The organism is Paenibacillus sp. FSL K6-0276 (genome assembly GCF_037977235.1).
GTDB lineage: Bacteria > Bacillota > Bacilli > Paenibacillales > Paenibacillaceae > Paenibacillus_AQ.
In genome coordinates this window covers 5,480,963-5,497,635 of sequence record NZ_CP150276.1, presented here as the reverse complement: position 1 = coordinate 5,497,635, position 16,673 = coordinate 5,480,963, and the positions used below count along the sequence as shown (strand labels likewise).

Annotated in this window: 16 protein-coding genes, 14 tRNA genes and 4 rRNA genes; 30 read left to right on the top strand and 4 right to left on the bottom strand. The window is 46.5% G+C overall.

Annotated features, from left to right (window positions below; translation table 11 throughout):
• Window positions 1–22 precede the first annotated feature (22 nt).
• Window positions 23–694, bottom strand: coding sequence for a spore germination lipoprotein GerD (gene gerD, locus MHH52_RS25970; RefSeq protein WP_340005207.1), 672 nt, complete (start codon window positions 692–694; stop codon window positions 23–25).
• Between the two features lie 129 nt (window positions 695–823).
• On the opposite strand from gerD, the gene MHH52_RS25965 reads away from it, so the two are divergent.
• Both MHH52_RS25965 and MHH52_RS25960 read left to right on the top strand, forming a co-directional pair.
• The gene (locus tag MHH52_RS25965; RefSeq protein ID WP_340009835.1) at window positions 824–1,414 is read left to right on the top strand and encodes a KinB-signaling pathway activation protein; all 591 of its coding nucleotides are present in this window, start codon (window positions 824–826) and stop codon (window positions 1,412–1,414) included.
• Between the two features lie 214 nt (window positions 1,415–1,628).
• Window positions 1,629–2,450, top strand: a complete 822-nt coding sequence (locus tag MHH52_RS25960) for a PPK2 family polyphosphate kinase (protein WP_340005205.1) — start codon at window positions 1,629–1,631, stop codon at window positions 2,448–2,450.
• A 49-nt stretch (window positions 2,451–2,499) separates the two neighbouring features.
• Here the strand turns inward: MHH52_RS25960 and pdaB are convergent, their stop codons facing one another.
• A complete protein-coding gene (gene pdaB, locus MHH52_RS25955) occupies window positions 2,500–3,303 on the bottom strand; it encodes a polysaccharide deacetylase family sporulation protein PdaB (protein ID WP_042192142.1) in 804 nt (267 codons plus the stop codon).
• A 108-nt stretch (window positions 3,304–3,411) separates the two neighbouring features.
• Here pdaB and MHH52_RS25950 point away from each other — a divergent pair, with 108 nt between their 5' ends.
• The 20 genes from MHH52_RS25950 (at window position 3,412) to MHH52_RS25855 (ending at window position 11,380) form a co-directional block, all read left to right on the top strand.
• Window positions 3,412–4,023: a stage II sporulation protein M gene (locus tag MHH52_RS25950; RefSeq protein ID WP_313639605.1), complete on the top strand. Its 612-nt coding sequence runs from the start codon at window positions 3,412–3,414 to the stop codon at window positions 4,021–4,023.
• A 252-nt stretch (window positions 4,024–4,275) separates the two neighbouring features.
• Window positions 4,276–4,506: a hypothetical protein gene (locus MHH52_RS25945; RefSeq protein ID WP_036680631.1), complete on the top strand. Its 231-nt coding sequence runs from the start codon at window positions 4,276–4,278 to the stop codon at window positions 4,504–4,506.
• Window positions 4,507–4,906: 400 nt separating this feature from the next.
• Window positions 4,907–6,465, top strand: a 16S ribosomal RNA gene (locus tag MHH52_RS25940).
• Window positions 6,466–6,589: 124 nt separating this feature from the next.
• Window positions 6,590–6,706 (top strand): 5S ribosomal RNA (gene rrf / locus MHH52_RS25935).
• Between the two features lie 37 nt (window positions 6,707–6,743).
• Window positions 6,744–6,820: transfer RNA gene (locus MHH52_RS25930), tRNA-Ile, on the top strand.
• Window positions 6,821–6,904: 84 nt separating this feature from the next.
• Window positions 6,905–6,980: transfer RNA gene (locus tag MHH52_RS25925), tRNA-Ala, on the top strand.
• Between the two features lie 171 nt (window positions 6,981–7,151).
• A 23S ribosomal RNA gene (locus MHH52_RS25920) occupies window positions 7,152–10,080 on the top strand.
• A gap of 74 nt (window positions 10,081–10,154) precedes the next feature.
• Window positions 10,155–10,271 (top strand): 5S ribosomal RNA (gene rrf, locus MHH52_RS25915).
• Together the 16S, 23S and 5S rRNA genes with 14 tRNA genes alongside form the textbook arrangement of a ribosomal RNA operon.
• Before the next feature lie 6 nt (window positions 10,272–10,277).
• Window positions 10,278–10,353: transfer RNA gene (locus MHH52_RS25910), tRNA-Asn, on the top strand.
• 1 nt (window position 10,354) lies between these two features.
• Window positions 10,355–10,430: transfer RNA gene (locus tag MHH52_RS25905), tRNA-Thr, on the top strand.
• Window positions 10,431–10,441: 11 nt separating this feature from the next.
• Window positions 10,442–10,516 (top strand) — tRNA-Glu (locus MHH52_RS25900).
• 40 nt (window positions 10,517–10,556) lie between these two features.
• A tRNA-Val gene (locus MHH52_RS25895) sits at window positions 10,557–10,632 on the top strand.
• Between the two features lie 52 nt (window positions 10,633–10,684).
• Window positions 10,685–10,759 (top strand) — tRNA-Gln (locus MHH52_RS25890).
• Between the two features lie 5 nt (window positions 10,760–10,764).
• Window positions 10,765–10,837 (top strand) — tRNA-Lys (locus MHH52_RS25885).
• Between the two features lie 15 nt (window positions 10,838–10,852).
• A tRNA-Leu gene (locus MHH52_RS25880) sits at window positions 10,853–10,936 on the top strand.
• Between the two features lie 6 nt (window positions 10,937–10,942).
• Window positions 10,943–11,017 (top strand) — tRNA-Gly (locus MHH52_RS25875).
• Window positions 11,018–11,025: 8 nt separating this feature from the next.
• Window positions 11,026–11,102 (top strand) — tRNA-Arg (locus MHH52_RS25870).
• Between the two features lie 31 nt (window positions 11,103–11,133).
• A tRNA-Pro gene (locus MHH52_RS25865) sits at window positions 11,134–11,207 on the top strand.
• An 11-nt stretch (window positions 11,208–11,218) separates the two neighbouring features.
• Window positions 11,219–11,292: transfer RNA gene (locus MHH52_RS25860), tRNA-Gly, on the top strand.
• Between the two features lie 14 nt (window positions 11,293–11,306).
• Window positions 11,307–11,380: transfer RNA gene (locus tag MHH52_RS25855), tRNA-Pro, on the top strand.
• A 101-nt stretch (window positions 11,381–11,481) separates the two neighbouring features.
• Here MHH52_RS25855 and MHH52_RS25850 read toward each other — a convergent pair.
• Entirely contained in the window at window positions 11,482–11,895 is a 414-nt protein-coding gene (locus tag MHH52_RS25850; RefSeq protein WP_340009833.1) for an ImmA/IrrE family metallo-endopeptidase, read from the bottom strand.
• A 31-nt stretch (window positions 11,896–11,926) separates the two neighbouring features.
• Window positions 11,927–12,355 (bottom strand): helix-turn-helix domain-containing protein, encoded by a 429-nt coding sequence (locus tag MHH52_RS25845; RefSeq protein ID WP_313637801.1) that lies wholly within the window; start codon window positions 12,353–12,355, stop codon window positions 11,927–11,929.
• Between the two features lie 284 nt (window positions 12,356–12,639).
• On the opposite strand from MHH52_RS25845, the gene MHH52_RS25840 reads away from it, so the two are divergent.
• The 8 genes from MHH52_RS25840 to MHH52_RS25805 all read left to right on the top strand — a co-directional run bounded on the left by MHH52_RS25840 (window position 12,640) and on the right by MHH52_RS25805 (window position 16,670).
• Window positions 12,640–13,140 (top strand): ArpU family phage packaging/lysis transcriptional regulator, encoded by a 501-nt coding sequence (locus MHH52_RS25840; RefSeq protein ID WP_340005204.1) that lies wholly within the window; start codon window positions 12,640–12,642, stop codon window positions 13,138–13,140.
• A 165-nt stretch (window positions 13,141–13,305) separates the two neighbouring features.
• Window positions 13,306–13,566 (top strand): hypothetical protein, encoded by a 261-nt coding sequence (locus tag MHH52_RS25835; protein WP_340005203.1) that lies wholly within the window; start codon window positions 13,306–13,308, stop codon window positions 13,564–13,566.
• Window positions 13,566–13,979 (top strand): DUF6838 family protein, encoded by a 414-nt coding sequence (locus MHH52_RS25830; RefSeq protein ID WP_340005201.1) that lies wholly within the window; start codon window positions 13,566–13,568, stop codon window positions 13,977–13,979. The genes MHH52_RS25835 and MHH52_RS25830 overlap by 1 nt, the downstream gene beginning before the upstream one ends.
• On the top strand, window positions 13,976–14,155 hold the full coding sequence (locus MHH52_RS25825; RefSeq protein WP_340005199.1) for a hypothetical protein: 180 nt from the start codon (window positions 13,976–13,978) through the stop codon (window positions 14,153–14,155). Before MHH52_RS25830 ends, MHH52_RS25825 begins: the two co-directional genes overlap by 4 nt.
• Window positions 14,155–15,477 (top strand): phage tail sheath family protein, encoded by a 1,323-nt coding sequence (locus MHH52_RS25820; RefSeq protein WP_340005197.1) that lies wholly within the window; start codon window positions 14,155–14,157, stop codon window positions 15,475–15,477. The genes MHH52_RS25825 and MHH52_RS25820 overlap by 1 nt, the downstream gene beginning before the upstream one ends.
• 1 nt (window position 15,478) lies before the next feature.
• Window positions 15,479–15,949, top strand: coding sequence for a phage tail tube protein (locus MHH52_RS25815; RefSeq protein WP_283909203.1), 471 nt, complete (start codon window positions 15,479–15,481; stop codon window positions 15,947–15,949).
• A 119-nt stretch (window positions 15,950–16,068) separates the two neighbouring features.
• Entirely contained in the window at window positions 16,069–16,491 is a 423-nt protein-coding gene (locus tag MHH52_RS25810; protein ID WP_042131197.1) for a phage portal protein, read from the top strand.
• A gap of 26 nt (window positions 16,492–16,517) precedes the next feature.
• Complete coding sequence (locus tag MHH52_RS25805) at window positions 16,518–16,670, top strand: hypothetical protein (RefSeq protein WP_197071250.1); 153 nt, start codon at window positions 16,518–16,520, stop codon at window positions 16,668–16,670.
• Window positions 16,671–16,673 lie beyond the last annotated feature (3 nt).

Genomic DNA, 16,673 nt, shown 5'->3' with positions numbered 1-16,673 from the left:
TTAGTGGGATAAGGCCTCTTTTTTAAGAACTTGAATTATCACCGCTGCCGCCGCCACTGCCTTCCTGTTTGGCGCCACCTTCGCTGCCCTTATCCTTTTTCTCCTTTGGTTCAAGTTCTTCTTGTACGACCTTTTTAAGTAAATTTAATACTTCCATACGGAATAATGGAGTTTGCATAGATTCCTGCATGGTTTTCATGGATTGCTTTCGGTAATCAGGTGTTTTGGTGAGATTTAAAAACATGGTCATCATTTCTGGAGACTTCATAATTTCTTCGACTGATTTCTGGTAAGTGGGATCTTTAATTAGCTGAAGGTGCAGCTCCTTACTTTGCGATTGAATGGCTTTAGCAAAATCGCCCGCGAACTTGGGATCAGTCATTATTTTCTCAATTTCCTTTTGATATTCCGGAGCAGTGAGGGTATTCTTAACAGCGGTCTTAATCTCCTCTGTTGTTTGAGGCGTCATCATCTTCATATTCATTCCACTGCTGCCACCAGAACTGGAACTTGATAATGATTCCTCAACCGCTTTTTTTCCTTCGTCGCTTTTCAATATATCAATAACCATGGTCTTCATTTCTTTATAACTGCCCTGTCCGGAAGAAGAACTGCTCTGCTCACCTCCGCAAGCCGTTAAGGCCATAACAAAACCCAATGCCAAACCTACAGAACCGATAAATCTCCATTTCATTGGCGCTGCCCTCCTTTATAGGATTCTCTAGATGTATTATGCCGCATTAGAACACATTTATGTTGTGGGTGTAATGGTGTTTTGTCGGTATCCTTGGTAAAATAAATCTGACACGGGGAGGTGAATTGGCTGAGTATAAAAAAATGGTTTCATTTATTTTGGACTACCCTCCTTATAGGAGCGGGCGGAGCTGTAATCGCTGGTCTGGCACTGCAATTCGTGAATGGTAGGATTGATTTCAAAAGTGTCGGAGATTTCTTTTTATACCCGCTGATTCTGCTTGGCTACGGTATGCTTGTAAGCGTTTATTCGCAACTTGGTTTTTTTGCCTATTTGATTTTGAATTATATGGGCAATGGCGTTTTCCCACAAAAGGTTTGGAAATACATACAACTGGTGCTTTCTGTGCTTGCATTGCTTGAACTGATTTTTTTGCGTACCGTCGTTGGCGGGGAAAGAAATGTTATGTCTGATCTAATATTAGGAATCGTTATTTTGTTAGCTGCTATTATTGTGTCTTATTTCAAAGTGAAAAGTACAAACATCTCAGCTTTGATTCCAACCCTCTTTTTTATGACAGCTATTTCAATTGTGGAAGTTATCGGCGTGCTTCGTATAGGTGTCGATAGTGCGACGGTATTTATTGTTGTTCCGCTTATCGCTTGTAATGCATTCCAAATTTTGATGCTTCACCGTATTCTGAAGCCGGCAGCCGGATAATGAATGAGGAAGGCACTAAACAATGAACCCCGTGCTCTGATCTCAGAAGACGGGTTTTTTTGCTCTTGCTGTATCTTAACGATTAAAATCTGGTTGTGAAGGTTAATCTTAAAGAACGATACGCTCTCAAAACTAAGCGAATGCTTCCGATGCGAGTTTTGTACGAAGTAATACAAGTGTAGTAACGCTTACAAAACTTTTAGGAGGGGAATATATGGACATCAAGCGCTATATGATAAAAGACACAAATGAAATCCGGCTTAACAAGCTGGATCCGGACGATACAGGTGTTTTTAAATCCAAAAAAGAAGTAGAAGCCAAAACAGAAGAGCTTAAAGCACGTTTGGCAGAGCTGCAAGATATTTTGTTTGCTCAGAAAAAGCATTCGCTGCTTGTTATTCTGCAAGGAATGGATTCCAGCGGTAAGGATGGAACGGTTAAGCATATTTTTTCAGGCATCAATCCACAAGGATTCATAGTTACCAGCTTCAAGAAACCATCTCTTGAGGAAGAGGCTCACGATTTTTTATGGAGGGTACATCAGAAGACACCCCCTAAGGGCTATATCTCTGCATTTAATCGCTCGCACTATGAAGATGTATTGGTACCACGGGTACACGGAGGGTTAAAAAAGGATGACTTAAAGCGGCGCTTTCGTTACATACGGCAGTTCGAGGAAATGCTGGTGGAAGAGGGGACGACAATTATCAAGCTTTTTCTGCACATTTCTAAAGAGAAGCAGTTAAAGAAAATCAAGGAACGGCTTGAAGATCCCAAAAAACACTGGAAATTCGATGCAAGTGATCTCCAGGAGCGGGAGTATTGGGATCATTACCAAGAAGCATATGAAGATGTTTTTAAGGAAACTAGCATAGATAAAGCACCCTGGTACTGGATACCCGCCAATCATCAATGGTACCGCAACTATTTGACCTTATCCATCGTTGTAAAGACACTGGAGAGTCTGGATCTGAGATATCCGAAGTTGAATACCTCCACACCCGACATATCGGAACTCATTTCTCCACGTCATTAATTCTTTGGGCAGATCAACATCATTACGGCACCGGAGATTGAAAAGTGCCTTACAGTCCAGCAGCGTCCTCTATGGCATTACTAAGTGAAGCTGAGTCGCGGACTTCTTTACCTTCGGTGTTGCTTTGACTAATCAGCTCAGAGACGGTTACGAATTCATAACCCTGTCTGCGGAGCTCGTCGATAATGAGTGGAAGTGCTTCATGCGTTTGTTTGCAGGAATCACTAGCATGTAGAAGGACGATATCACCTGGATGCGCTTTTGTCGTCACACGCTTCACGATATTGTCTACGCCGATGTTCTTCCAGTCCAGAGAGTCTGTATCCCATTGAATGACCTTGTAACCGAGATCGCTGGCAACCTGAAGGACTCTTTTGTCAAAATCTCCATTAGGCATACGAATCAAATTGGGCTCAGTGCCGGTTAATTCGGTAAGTACGGTGTGAGCCGTTGAGATCTGTGTACGAATTTCTTCGTTGCTTAGTGTGCTGTAATTGACGTGTTTATGACCATGACTTCCAATTTCAAAACCTGCATTCTTGATGTTGGTTACAATGTCTGGGTGAGTCTTACTCCATGGTGACGACAGGAAGAAGGTGGCTTTGTCCACTTTCTTGTCTTCAAGTACCTTCAAAATTGGTTCGGGTCTTTTCTCCCCCCAGCTAATATCGAAGGTCAGGGCAATCAGCTTCTTCTCTGTTGGTACACTGTAGATCGCGGAAGGTCCGGATTCAGAAAAAACGGTTATGTTTCCCCTCTCGACATAGACAACTCCAGCAGCAAGAAGCACAGCGGCGAAGATATAGATGAATCGTTTAATCTTTTTGCCGCTGAATACATAAAAAGAATTCATAATGACAGCGCTCCTCTCCCATGCGAAATGCTTGTTTGTTCTAAATGTATGCTCGTACCGCACGGTTATGACCTAAGAAACAGAGATCACAATTTCAGGAGGGTATTTATGTTGTCGTTCTTCACGTTTGTTAAAGATCTAAAAACGATCCGGAAGGCTTTATTGCTATCCTGTCTGCTCTTCGCAGTAGGAACGGTTATAGGGTGGGTAGCTACTAGCAGTCTGGAAAAGCTATTGGTTCAGCAATTAGAGGGGCTCAGTGAAATCAGTGGCAACCTTAGAGATTCTTCTAATCCGCAATGGAGCTTCTTTGTATTTATATTTTTGAATAACAGCATCAAGGGTGTTCTTATCATTTTTTTAGGGGCGTTGTTCGGTATACTGCCAGCCATATTCTTATTTATTAACGGAGCGGTTATCGGCTATTTGATCCATTTATCGGCACTGCAAGGGCAGGATTTGTTCGAACTAATAGTAAAAGGACTGCTGCCACATGGGATTATAGAGATTCCAGCAATCATTATTGCTTGTGCATTTGGACTGCAATTCGGCGGGAAAGTACTTTCAAGTATATTTCGTTCATCCACTAAAAAAGAGGACAGAGGTGTTGACTGGTCTTCGTTCATGCGTCAAACGATTACGGCATCCATTTGGACAGTAATCCTGCTATTTGTTGCAGCCATCATTGAAAGCACAATAACTTTTTCGCTTTTATCATAAAACTTCCGGGAATGGAGCATAACATTAAAACCATTCATCCAAGGATTGCCTAAAGATCTGAGGTATATAATCGTGACGAAACCATAAAGGGAATTTTTAATAATTATGGTTATAAAAAGAGTACTCCGGTTAATCTAGTGTAAGAGGATCTTAAGGCAGCTTTCTCCATGAGATGGACTAACTAATTATGTACAAGGGTTTTGTGGTTTTAGTGAATGTGTTACTTGCAACTTCATGAAGGAGGCCAAGCATATGTTGGGAATGTTATTTAACGAAAAAGAATGCAAGGAACTGGATTATGTTTTGCGGAAAGAACTTGATGAGATGCTGTTAGATTTGAGCGATCAGCGCTTGGACCAAAATATCAGGCATGCCATCGCCAATAGATATAAGACTGTATTCCGTATGTATGCTCGTTTTGCTCCTCAGAAAGAGCTTTCCAAGTATGCATGGGGTGGACGTTCTTCTCAGTATAAACACTGAGGATAGGTGGTAAATGCAAGAGTCTTATGTGGATTTAAGATTTTTTAATAAAATAGCTTGACTAAAAAGGAGTGCTCATGATAAATTATATCTCGCGCTCCTTTTGCTTGTGTAAAAGGGAAGCGGAAGGCAAGAAAAATCGAAAAAAACTTTTTCAAAAAAAAGACTTGCCAAACATCGAAACACTGTGATATATTATAAAGGTCGCCGCTGACAAACAACGACGACGAAATGAGAGACATTGATCTTTGAAAACTGAACAACGAGTGAGTGGGAAATCACGAAAGTGAAATCCAAAACTGATGAGTTTCACAGCGTATTTTACGCTTTTGAAATTTCATCGTGAGAATTAATTTTCTCGTCAGATGTTTCAAAATGAGCATATCGCTCTTTTCAATACTAATTGGAGAGTTTGATCCTGGCTCAGGACGAACGCTGGCGGCGTGCCTAATACATGCAAGTCGAGCGGAGTTATTTTGAAAGCTTGCTTTCAAAATAACTTAGCGGCGGACGGGTGAGTAACACGTAGGCAACCTGCCCCTTAGACTGGGATAACTACCGGAAACGGTAGCTAATACCGGATAATTTCTTTTTTCTCCTGAAGAAAGAATGAAAGACGGAGCAATCTGTCACTGAGGGATGGGCCTGCGGCGCATTAGCTAGTTGGTGGGGTAACGGCCCACCAAGGCGACGATGCGTAGCCGACCTGAGAGGGTGAACGGCCACACTGGGACTGAGACACGGCCCAGACTCCTACGGGAGGCAGCAGTAGGGAATCTTCCGCAATGGGCGAAAGCCTGACGGAGCAACGCCGCGTGAGTGATGAAGGTTTTCGGATCGTAAAGCTCTGTTGCCAGGGAAGAACGTCCGGTAGAGTAACTGCTACCCGGAGTGACGGTACCTGAGAAGAAAGCCCCGGCTAACTACGTGCCAGCAGCCGCGGTAATACGTAGGGGGCAAGCGTTGTCCGGAATTATTGGGCGTAAAGCGCGCGCAGGCGGCTATTTAAGTCTGGTGTTTAAACCTTGGGCTCAACCTAAGGTCGCACTGGAAACTGGGTGGCTTGAGTACAGAAGAGGAAAGTGGAATTCCACGTGTAGCGGTGAAATGCGTAGATATGTGGAGGAACACCAGTGGCGAAGGCGACTTTCTGGGCTGTAACTGACGCTGAGGCGCGAAAGCGTGGGGAGCAAACAGGATTAGATACCCTGGTAGTCCACGCCGTAAACGATGAGTGCTAGGTGTTAGGGGTTTCGATACCCTTGGTGCCGAAGTTAACACAGTAAGCACTCCGCCTGGGGAGTACGGTCGCAAGACTGAAACTCAAAGGAATTGACGGGGACCCGCACAAGCAGTGGAGTATGTGGTTTAATTCGAAGCAACGCGAAGAACCTTACCAGGTCTTGACATCCCTCTGAATCCACTAGAGATAGTGGCGGCCTTCGGGACAGAGGAGACAGGTGGTGCATGGTTGTCGTCAGCTCGTGTCGTGAGATGTTGGGTTAAGTCCCGCAACGAGCGCAACCCTTAACTTTAGTTGCCAGCAAGTAATGTTGGGCACTCTAGAGTGACTGCCGGTGACAAACCGGAGGAAGGTGGGGATGACGTCAAATCATCATGCCCCTTATGACCTGGGCTACACACGTACTACAATGGCCGGTACAACGGGAAGCGAAACCGCGAGGTGAAGCCAATCCCATCAAAGCCGGTCTCAGTTCGGATTGCAGGCTGCAACTCGCCTGCATGAAGTCGGAATTGCTAGTAATCGCGGATCAGCATGCCGCGGTGAATACGTTCCCGGGTCTTGTACACACCGCCCGTCACACCACGAGAGTTTACAACACCCGAAGTCGGTGGGGTAACCCGCAAGGGAGCCAGCCGCCGAAGGTGGGGTAGATGATTGGGGTGAAGTCGTAACAAGGTAGCCGTATCGGAAGGTGCGGCTGGATCACCTCCTTTCTATGGAGAATCGTCTTCTGCAATGAAGACATTCAAATTGGAAGTTTAACTTCCACAATAGAACCCTCGGGTTCGAACACTCACTCGTGTTCAGTTTTGAAAGAGCAAGTCTCTTTCATATGCGTTTGGTGGCGATAGCGGAGGGGTTCCACACGTACCCATCCCGAACACGACCGTTAAGCCCTCCAGCGCCGATGGTACTTGGACCGAAGGGTCCTGGGAGAGTAGGACGCCGCCAAGCGAACAATCAATTATTTGGTTGATTCACAATGTTATATGGGCTTTTAGCTCAGTTGGTTAGAGCGCACCTCTGATAAGGGTGAGGTCGGTGGTTCGAGTCCACCAAGGCCCACCATATAACTTTATAAAGTATGAGGCCTCCGAAAAGTAATCGGAATTAGCTTCGAAGCTACACTTCACTTTTTGGAGTGAATTTTATGGGGCCATAGCTCAGCTGGGAGAGCGCCTGCCTTGCAAGCAGGAGGTCAGCGGTTCGATCCCGCTTGGCTCCACCATAATTTTTAAAATTCAATATCTTCTTTAACATTGATCCTTGAAAACTGGATACCGAAACGAATTTGCGTTTTAGAACATCTTTTAGCAACTTGTGCAAACAAGTTAAAGTTATTAGTGAGATGATTCCAAAAGAAATGTCATTGTATGATATTTTCCTGCGGAAAAATCAAGGTTAAGCTAATAAGAGCACACGGAGGATGCCTAGGCGCCAGGAGCCGACGAAGGACGTGGCGAACAACGAAACTGCCTCGGGGAGCTGTAAGCAAGCTTTGATCCGGGGGTGTCCGAATGGGGAAACCCAGCTGTGGTAATTCGCAGTTACTCATCTCTGAACACATAGGAGATGTAGAGGCAGACCAGGGGAACTGAAACATCTAAGTACCCTGAGGAAGAGAAAACAATAGTGATTCCGTCAGTAGCGGCGAGCGAACGCGGAACAGCCTAAACCTAAGAGCTTGCTCTTAGGGGTTGTGGGACGTCTCACATGGAGTTACAAAGGAATATGGTAGGCGAAGAGGTCTGGAAAGGCCCGCGATAGAGGTAAAAGCCCTGTAACCTAAACTGTGTTCTCTCCGAGACGGATCCCGAGTAGTGCGGGGCACGTGAAACCCCGTATGAATCCAGCAGGACCATCTGCTAAGGCTAAATACTACCTGGCGACCGATAGTGAAACAGTACCGTGAGGGAAAGGTGAAAAGCACCCCGGAAGGGGAGTGAAATAGAACCTGAAACCGTGTGCTTACAAAAAGTCAGAGCCCTATCTATGGGTGATGGCGTGCCTTTTGTAGAATGAACCGGCGAGTTACGTTTAACATGCAAGGTTAAGTCGAGAAGACGGAGCCGCAGCGAAAGCGAGTCTGAATAGGGCGATTTAGTATGTGGACGTAGACCCGAAACCGTGTGATCTACCCCTGTCCAGGGTGAAGGTGCGGTAACACGCACTGGAGGCCCGAACCCACGCATGTTGAAAAATGCGGGGATGAGGTGGGGGTAGCGGAGAAATTCCAATCGAACTCGGAGATAGCTGGTTCTCCCCGAAATAGCTTTAGGGCTAGCCTCGGTATAAGAGTAGTGGAGGTAGAGCACTGATTGGTTGCGGGGCCCGCAAGGGTTACCAAGATCAGTCAAACTCCGAATGCCATATACTTATTGCCGGGAGTCAGACAGTGAGTGCTAAGATCCATTGTCAAAAGGGAAACAGCCCAGACCATCAGCTAAGGTCCCCAAGTGTGTGTTAAGTGGGAAAGGATGTGGAGTTGCACAGACAACCAGGATGTTGGCTTAGAAGCAGCCACCATTGAAAGAGTGCGTAATAGCTCACTGGTCGAGTGACTCTGCGCCGAAAATGTAACGGGGCTAAACACACCACCGAAGCTATGGCTAGATACGTATGTATCTGGGGTAGGGGAGCGTTGTATGTGGGTTGAAGGTGTACCGTAAGGAGCGCTGGACAGCATACAAGTGAGAATGCCGGTATGAGTAACGAAAAGATCAGTGAGAATCTGATCCGCCGAAAGCCCAAGGTTTCCTGAGGAAGGCTCGTCCGCTCAGGGTAAGTCGGGACCTAAGGCGAGGCCGAAAGGCGTAGTCGAAGGACAACAGTTTGAAATTACTGTACCACCGTAATCCGCTATGAGCGATGGGGTGACGCAGGAGGGTAGTGACGCGGACTGATGGATATGTCCGTCTAAGCAGTGAGGCTGATGTGTAGGCAAATCCGCACATCATTAAGGCTGGGCTGTGATGGGGAGCGAAAATTACAGTAGCGAAGGTCATGATCTCACACTGCCAAGAAAAGCCTCTAGCCAGGAGAAGGTGCCCGTACCGCAAACCGACACAGGTAGGCGAGAAGAGAATTCTAAGGCGCGCGGAAGAACTCTCGTTAAGGAACTCGGCAAAATGACCCCGTAACTTCGGGAGAAGGGGTGCCCCGGTAGTGTGAATAGCACGAGGGGGCCGCAGTGAAAAGGCCCAAGCGACTGTTTAGCAAAAACACAGGTCTGTGCGAAGCCGCAAGGCGAAGTATACGGGCTGACGCCTGCCCGGTGCTGGAAGGTTAAGGGGAGTGGTTAGGGGTAACCCGAAGCTATGAACCGAAGCCCCAGTAAACGGCGGCCGTAACTATAACGGTCCTAAGGTAGCGAAATTCCTTGTCAGGTAAATTCTGACCCGCACGAATGGCGTAACGACTTGGGCGCTGTCTCAACGAGAGATCCGGTGAAATTTTAATACCTGTGAAGATGCAGGTTACCCGCGACAAGACGGAAAGACCCCATGGAGCTTTACTGCAGCTTGATATTGAATTTGGGTACGATCTGTACAGGATAGGTGGGAGCCGTAGAAATCGGAGCGCAAGCTTCGGTGGAGGCGCCGTTGGGATACCACCCTGATCGTATCTAGGTTCTAACCTAGTACCCTTACCGGGTACGGGGACCGTGTCAGGCGGGCAGTTTGACTGGGGCGGTCGCCTCCTAAAGAGTAACGGAGGCGTTCCAAGGTTCCCTCAGAATGGTTGGAAATCATTCGAAGAGTGCAAAGGCATAAGGGAGCTTGACTGCGAGACCTACAAGTCGAGCAGGGACGAAAGTCGGACTTAGTGATCCGGTGGTACCGCATGGAAGGGCCATCGCTCAACGGATAAAAGCTACCCTGGGGATAACAGGCTTATCTCCCCCAAGAGTCCACATCGACGGGGAGGTTTGGCACCTCGATGTCGGCTCATCGCATCCTGGGGCTGAAGTAGGTCCCAAGGGTTGGGCTGTTCGCCCATTAAAGCGGTACGCGAGCTGGGTTCAGAACGTCGTGAGACAGTTCGGTCCCTATCTGTCGTGGGCGCAGGAAATTTGAGAGGAGCTGTCCTTAGTACGAGAGGACCGGGATGGACGTACCGCTGGTGCACCAGTTGTTTCGCCAGAAGCATGGCTGGGTAGCTACGTACGGACGGGATAAGCGCTGAAAGCATCTAAGCGTGAAGCCCCCCTCAAGATGAGATTTCCCAATTAGTAAGACCCCTTGAAGACGACGAGGTAGATAGGTTGGAGGTGGAAGTGCAGTAATGCATGGAGCTGACCAATACTAATCGGTCGAGGGCTTATCCTATACTTAAAATGCAAATTCGATTCGGATTCAGTTTTCAGGCGATCAAGCCTGAGCATTTACGCTGTAAATGCCCGTTTGGTGGCGATAGCGGAGGGGTTCCACGCGTACCCATTCCGAACACGACCGTTAAGCCCTCCAGCGCCGATGGTACTTGGACCGAAGGGTCCTGGGAGAGTAGGACGTTGCCAAGCGGATATTCCCTGATAGCTCAGTTGGTAGAGCACTCGACTGTTAATCGAGTTGTCACAGGTTCGAGTCCTGTTCGGGGAGCCATGCTCTCATAGCTCAGCAGGTAGAGTGCTTCCATGGTAAGGAAGAGGTCACCGGTTCGAATCCGGTTGAGAGCTCCACAGATTTGCAAGGCCCGTTGGTCAAGGGGTTAAGACACCTCCCTTTCACGGAGGTAACATGGGTTCGAATCCCATACGGGTCACCAACTTTTACTTATCCTTACCCCTTGAGGGTCCCATAGATATGGAGGCTTAGCTCAGCTGGGAGAGCATCTGCCTTACAAGCAGAGGGTCGGGGGTTCGATCCCCTCAGCCTCCACCATAATCTTCTTGATATTCGAAGAGATTATGGGCAACATAGAGGAATCCATCAATGGGGATTAGCCAAGCGGTAAGGCAACGGACTTTGACTCCGTCACTCATAGGTTCGAATCCTATATCCCCAGCCAAGTGCGAGCCATTAGCTCAGTTGGTAGAGCACCTGACTTTTAATCAGGGTGTCGAAGGTTCGAGTCCTTCATGGCTCACTTTTATTATTACATGCGCGTGTGGCGGAATGGCAGACGCACCAGACTTAGGATCTGGCGTTTCACGACGTGGGGGTTCAAGTCCCTTCACGCGCACCACTTATTGCGGACGTGGCTCAGCGGTAGAGCATCGCCTTGCCAAGGCGAGGGTCGCGGGTTCGATTCCCGTCGTCCGCTCCATAATTTTTGCGCCCTTAGCTCAGCTGGATAGAGCGTTTGACTACGAATCAAAAGGCCGGGAGTTCGAATCTCTCAGGGCGCGCCATTTTTTTTATTAAGCAATTATAGTATTTTAACGGGATGTAGCTCAGCTTGGTAGAGCACCTGGTTTGGGACCAGGGGGTCGCATGTTCAAATCGTGTCATCCCGATTTTCACCTTTGCGGGTGTAGTTCAATGGTAGAACTTCAGCCTTCCAAGCTGATAGCGTGGGTTCGATTCCCATCACCCGCTCCATAATTTTATAGTAACGGGATGTAGCTCAGCTTGGTAGAGCACCTGGTTTGGGACCAGGGGGTCGCATGTTCAAATCGTGTCATCCCGATACTTAGCTTAATCGCTCTTAGAAAGCTCTTACTTCGGTAAGAGCTTTTTTTGTTATGTATTAATTAAAAACACGCATATATTCATGAAAGGTATGTTCTATCATTCTTCCAAAAGAAATCGGACTTCCGGTGGAATGCCAATCCGTAGATAATAACTTTTCCATGATTCTTCTTGCTCAGGATTGCTGCCTGTTGACAGTAGCTTTACGGCAAAGAGATTAGCTTGACGTTCAAGCTTCCCAGGAGAGAAGTAGGAGCTTTCCTCCAGGAAAAAACGGTTAATCCCCTTATGAAGGCGATCATGTCCTAATTCATGCGCACAAACGAAGCGCTGCCACTCAACTGGCAACTCATTATGAATGACGATAAATCTTCTTCTTAGTTTTCGGTAATATAATCCCTTTGTGCCTGTCCCAAGGTTCATGAAACGAATGTGAATACCTAGCGCTGAGGCCAGCTCGAACGGGCAGTTGGTTTTATATTTTTTAATCAGATTATTGATCAGTTCATCCATATTCTTCACCTGCAGCATGTTAGTGTAGTTATTAAGTGTTGTTGGATTTATTTCTCTTATTCATCTGTTTGGCTTCCCAGAATAAGCCGGTCAATACATCTTTTATCCTCTGCTTGTCTTCCTTGTCTAATGGAATCCCATCAAACATCAGCTCGCCATCATCCTCTAGCATTTTACGAAAGTCACGCTTATCCTTGCTTGTAGCCCACTCTGGGACAACCTCTTCGCTTGGAAGGGCCTGTTCCTGCAAATACCCTGCTTGATCCATTAGCTCTTCGTACGGGACGCCTGTAGCCTCTGCTATTTTGCGTAATGTAGTTGGCTTAGGAACTCCTCTTAGACCATTTTCAATCCGTGAAATCTGTGATCCGCTAATACCCGCTGCTGCTGCCAATTGATTAATAGTGAGTCCCTTCGTTTCGCGAAGTTGCTTCATGTAATCCCCAAATTCTAGTTTCATCTCAACCACTCCTTATAGACTGAAGCTTATGATATTAATATAAGACAATTATGCCAATTGGTAAACAACAAAGAACATATTATTGCCAAAAGGCAAGATAAACGGTGGATTTATACTTTATTTCGCCCAAAACAGACTAAAATGGGGTTTTACGAGATTGGTAATGAAGTGGTATATTATAGAAAAATACGAACAGAATACGAACACTTTTTTTATTTTAACACAATGGTCTGGAAACTTCCGCATATTTAATCTCATTCTGTCAAACCAAAAGGAGTGCATAAATGATGAACTTATCAGCTTTACCAGAGTTGGACCGTCGCCGAACCCAGGTCACTATAGAGAGCATGTTGGAGAAATACCGTATTTTTAAGACCGTTACATTTGAGGCTAAGGAAGCTAGCACTACGTATTCTTATACAGAAAGATTTCATGGTCCTACCAATACTGTTACTGATCAGACTGCTGCGATAGCTTCTTATAATGTGGATATACCGGCTGCTAGAAGGGCTTTTTGTTCGGCGATAGACTCTGTGGTAGAGAGACTCGATACGAGGGAGCAGCAGCTAGTAAGGGAACGTTATATGAAAAGAGACGAAACGTACGATTATACGATTTACAATCATGTGTTTGATCCACCGGTAAGTAAGGATACTTACGTGAAGATACGCTCGAAGGCTTTTTATAAGATGGCATTGGCTTTAACGGATCTCGGATTACTGTCTCTCCATACCTTAGTAACTACAGCGCCCAGAGTGAAGAAAGAGAAGATTAGCATTACCTAAGAGATATAGATTGTTACTAAAGACTATGTCGTCCGAATGGATGATATGGTCTTTTTTAATCGAGAGAACGATCCTCCGAAAAACCGCTCTATACCATCCCTAAGTCAGCCGAAACCTCGTCCGTTTACCATCTCCGCAAGGAAAATATGGAGGTATGATTATAACATGGCAAATGAAGCAAAAAGAACACCGCAAGAGCATGAATGCTCTGCTAATAGTTCCGCCCTAGTGGTGATGAGAACAAATCTAGCGGTGAAAGATTCTTTTGGCATTGGCCTAGTGCAGAAGGGTATTATCCAACCTCGGATAGTATCCTTTTTTGTTCTTAAATTTAGTAGAGGGGGTGTCTTCTTAATGTTAATGCAATTGAAGGTTAACACCATCAAAGATCGGCGAACCGCCGCAGTTCAGAAAGGAATGGAGTGATGTCGGTACAACAATTACGAGAACACATTACGAGTGCGCTGGAGAGGTACTTTCCAGATGTGCCTGTATATGTGGAGGGGGAGAAACCTCAGACGGCTTATTTTTATCCCGGACTGATCACAGCGACTCTGGATCGGCAGCGGGAAGGCAGATATTTAGCGGTCTATCGCCTTGGTATCCGTTATGAACAGGGAAGTCTGCTGGAGGCCGAAAGAATGGCTGATAAGCTAAGTGAAGCAATGGCAGGGATGGAGCAAGAGGGTGGCTCCTTTCGTGTAGTTAGGCAAGCCTGGGAAGCTGGAGTAGAGGGGCATGGGCCGCTTTTTACGACGGACTATATGGTGTATTTGCAAAGTGAGAAGCCTGACTCTATTAGAATGGGCCAAATGATTGGAGGAGAAAGATTGAAATGAGCACAAAGGTGAGTAATGGAGATCGTTTTGGTAAAGAGCAGATTGTGAATTCATCGCTTTTTACGGCTAAGGAAAAGGATGTGCTGAACGTTATTTTGCAGGATGACAAAAGTTATACGATCGAAGAAGCGAAGCAATCTGTGGGATTGTTTATTAATAAGGAGGTTTTGAACTAATGGCAGGCGGAACATGGACAACTCAAAACAAGGTGCGCCCCGGGGTGTACGTAAATGTAGCATCAAATCAAGGTGCCATCGGTAAAATGGGAGAACGCGGCATTACTGCTTTGGCTCTTGCCCTATCTTGGGGAGAACCTGGAGTGATGATGAAGATTACCCCGCAGGACGATGTAAATAAGCTACTAGGTTATGATTTGGAGCATCTAACATTGCTGCCAGTACGCGAAGCGCTGAAACGTGCAGGAACGTTACTGCTCTATCGTCTGAATGATGGCGTCAAAGCAGCAGTTACGAACAATGGTCTGCAGGTAACTGCTAAATACGGCGGTGTACGCGGAAACGATCTTTCTGTTGTTATTGAGAAGAATATTGAGAATAATGCTCTTTTTGATGTAAAGACACTGCTGAATGGAACTGAACTGAATAAGCAAACAGTTGGAACGGCTGAGGAGTTAGTCGCCAACGATTATGTTCAATTTCAGAAAAATGGTGCAGAAGGCTTGAAGCTGATCGCAGGCATGCCGCTTACAGGCGGGGCGAATGGTACGGTGACGAACGGAGCGCACAGTGATTTCCTGTCTGCTCTTGAGGTACTTGAGTTCCAAACGGTTGGACTAGTATCGCAGGATAGTACGCTTAAGGCGCTGTATAGCTCCTTTGTGAGACGACTGCGGGATACTGAAGGTAAGAAAGTGCAGGCTGTACTATCGGATTATGCGACTGCGGGTCATGAGGGTGTGATCAGCGTGAAGAATGGGGTAGTACTAAGTGACGGAACTACGATTGACAACAACAATGCTGTTGCTTGGGTAGCCGGTGCTACGGCTGCTGCTGCGGTGAATCAATCGCTTACTTATCAGGGATATGACGACTCGGTTGACGCTGATGTGCGGCTTAGCCATTCTGAGACGATAGCAGCTTTGTTGCAAGGAGAACTGCTCTTTACTTACAGTGGAGGTCGGGCCGTGGTGGAGCAGGATATTAACACGTTTACGGCATTCTCTCCGGATAAAGGCAAAGCGTTCTCTAAAAATCGTGTGCTGCGCGTGCTGGATGGGATTGCGAATGATTTGAAGCGTATTTTTGAAAACTACTATATCGGTAAGGTAGCGAATAATGAAGATGGACGGGCTTTGTTCTGGTCACAATGTGCGACTTACATGAATGAGCTGCAAGATATTGGGGCGATTGAAAGCTTTAATGCGCAGACCGATGTTGTCGTTGTGGCAGGTGCGGATAGCGATAGCATTGTGCTCGACGTGGCTGTGAAGCCGGTAGATTCCGTAGAAAAAGTATATATGAAAGTGAAGGTGGTTTAAGATGGCATTTTTAAAAGCTAGCGATACGATTTCCGGCCAGGAGGGCCGTGCGTATGCCGTGATTGGTACGCAAACTGAAGAGATGTTCTATGTGAAAACACTTGAAGCAACGGTAGAAAAAACAAAGGCAGAAGTGAAGACACTGGGCCGCCGTGGTGTTCAGCATAAAGCGACAGGATGGTCGGGCAGCGGTTCGATGACGATTTTTTATATGACTAGTCGTTTCCGCCAGATGATGCTCGATTATATGAATACAGGTGTCGATCAGTACTTCGATATTGAAGTTACGAACGAAGATCCATCATCTAGCGTGGGAGCACAACGCATTATTTTAAAAGGAGTGAACCTTGATAGTGTCATCATGGCCTCTCTGGATACAGAATCAGATGCGCTGGAAGAAGAAGTGAGCTTTACGTTTGAAGATGTGCAGATTGTGCAGGCTTTTGGCGCTCCGGCAGGCTCTGGAAATTAATGAAGACAACAAGATAGGAGCAAGTAAGGCCCGGGCGTGCAGGTGAGCGGCGGGTCTCTTCTCTGTCTATTTAGTATTAGTAGTACTAGAAGAAACTAAATTATTTTAGGAGGAAGACAATGAGTGAATTAAGTTTGTTTTTTGCGCAAAATGTAGCATGTGACACGACCGAGGAGTTTGTGGTATCGCAGCGTTTTAAGGATAAGGAAGGGAATGCAGTTGCTTGGAAGCTGCGCAGCATGAACGAGGATGAGAATCAGGAATGTCGTAAAGCGGCTACCCGTAAGGTCAAAGGTAAGAACGGAGTATATACCTCCGAGATTGAACCGAATGATTATATGGCTAAGCTTATGACTTCAAGTGTGGTGCATCCGGATCTGAAAAATGCTGAGCTACAGCGTTCTTATGGTGTGCTAGGTGCTGAAACGCTGCTGCGTAAAATGCTGCTTCCGGGCGAATTTGCGGCACTTGGTGAACGGGTGCAAGCTTTGAATGGCTTCGGCACAGATATGAACGAGCTGGTGGATGAAGTAAAAAACTAATCAACGAGGGCGACAGCGAAGCCAACTTGGCTTACTACGCCCTCCACGAGCTGCACATTTTACCGCATGAGCTGATGAAGCTGTCTTCACGTGAACGTGCCGCAATTTATGCGATGATCGCTGTTCGGGTGGAGAAGGAGAAGCGGGATCAGGCACGGAGTAAGGCGAGGAAGAGATAGGGG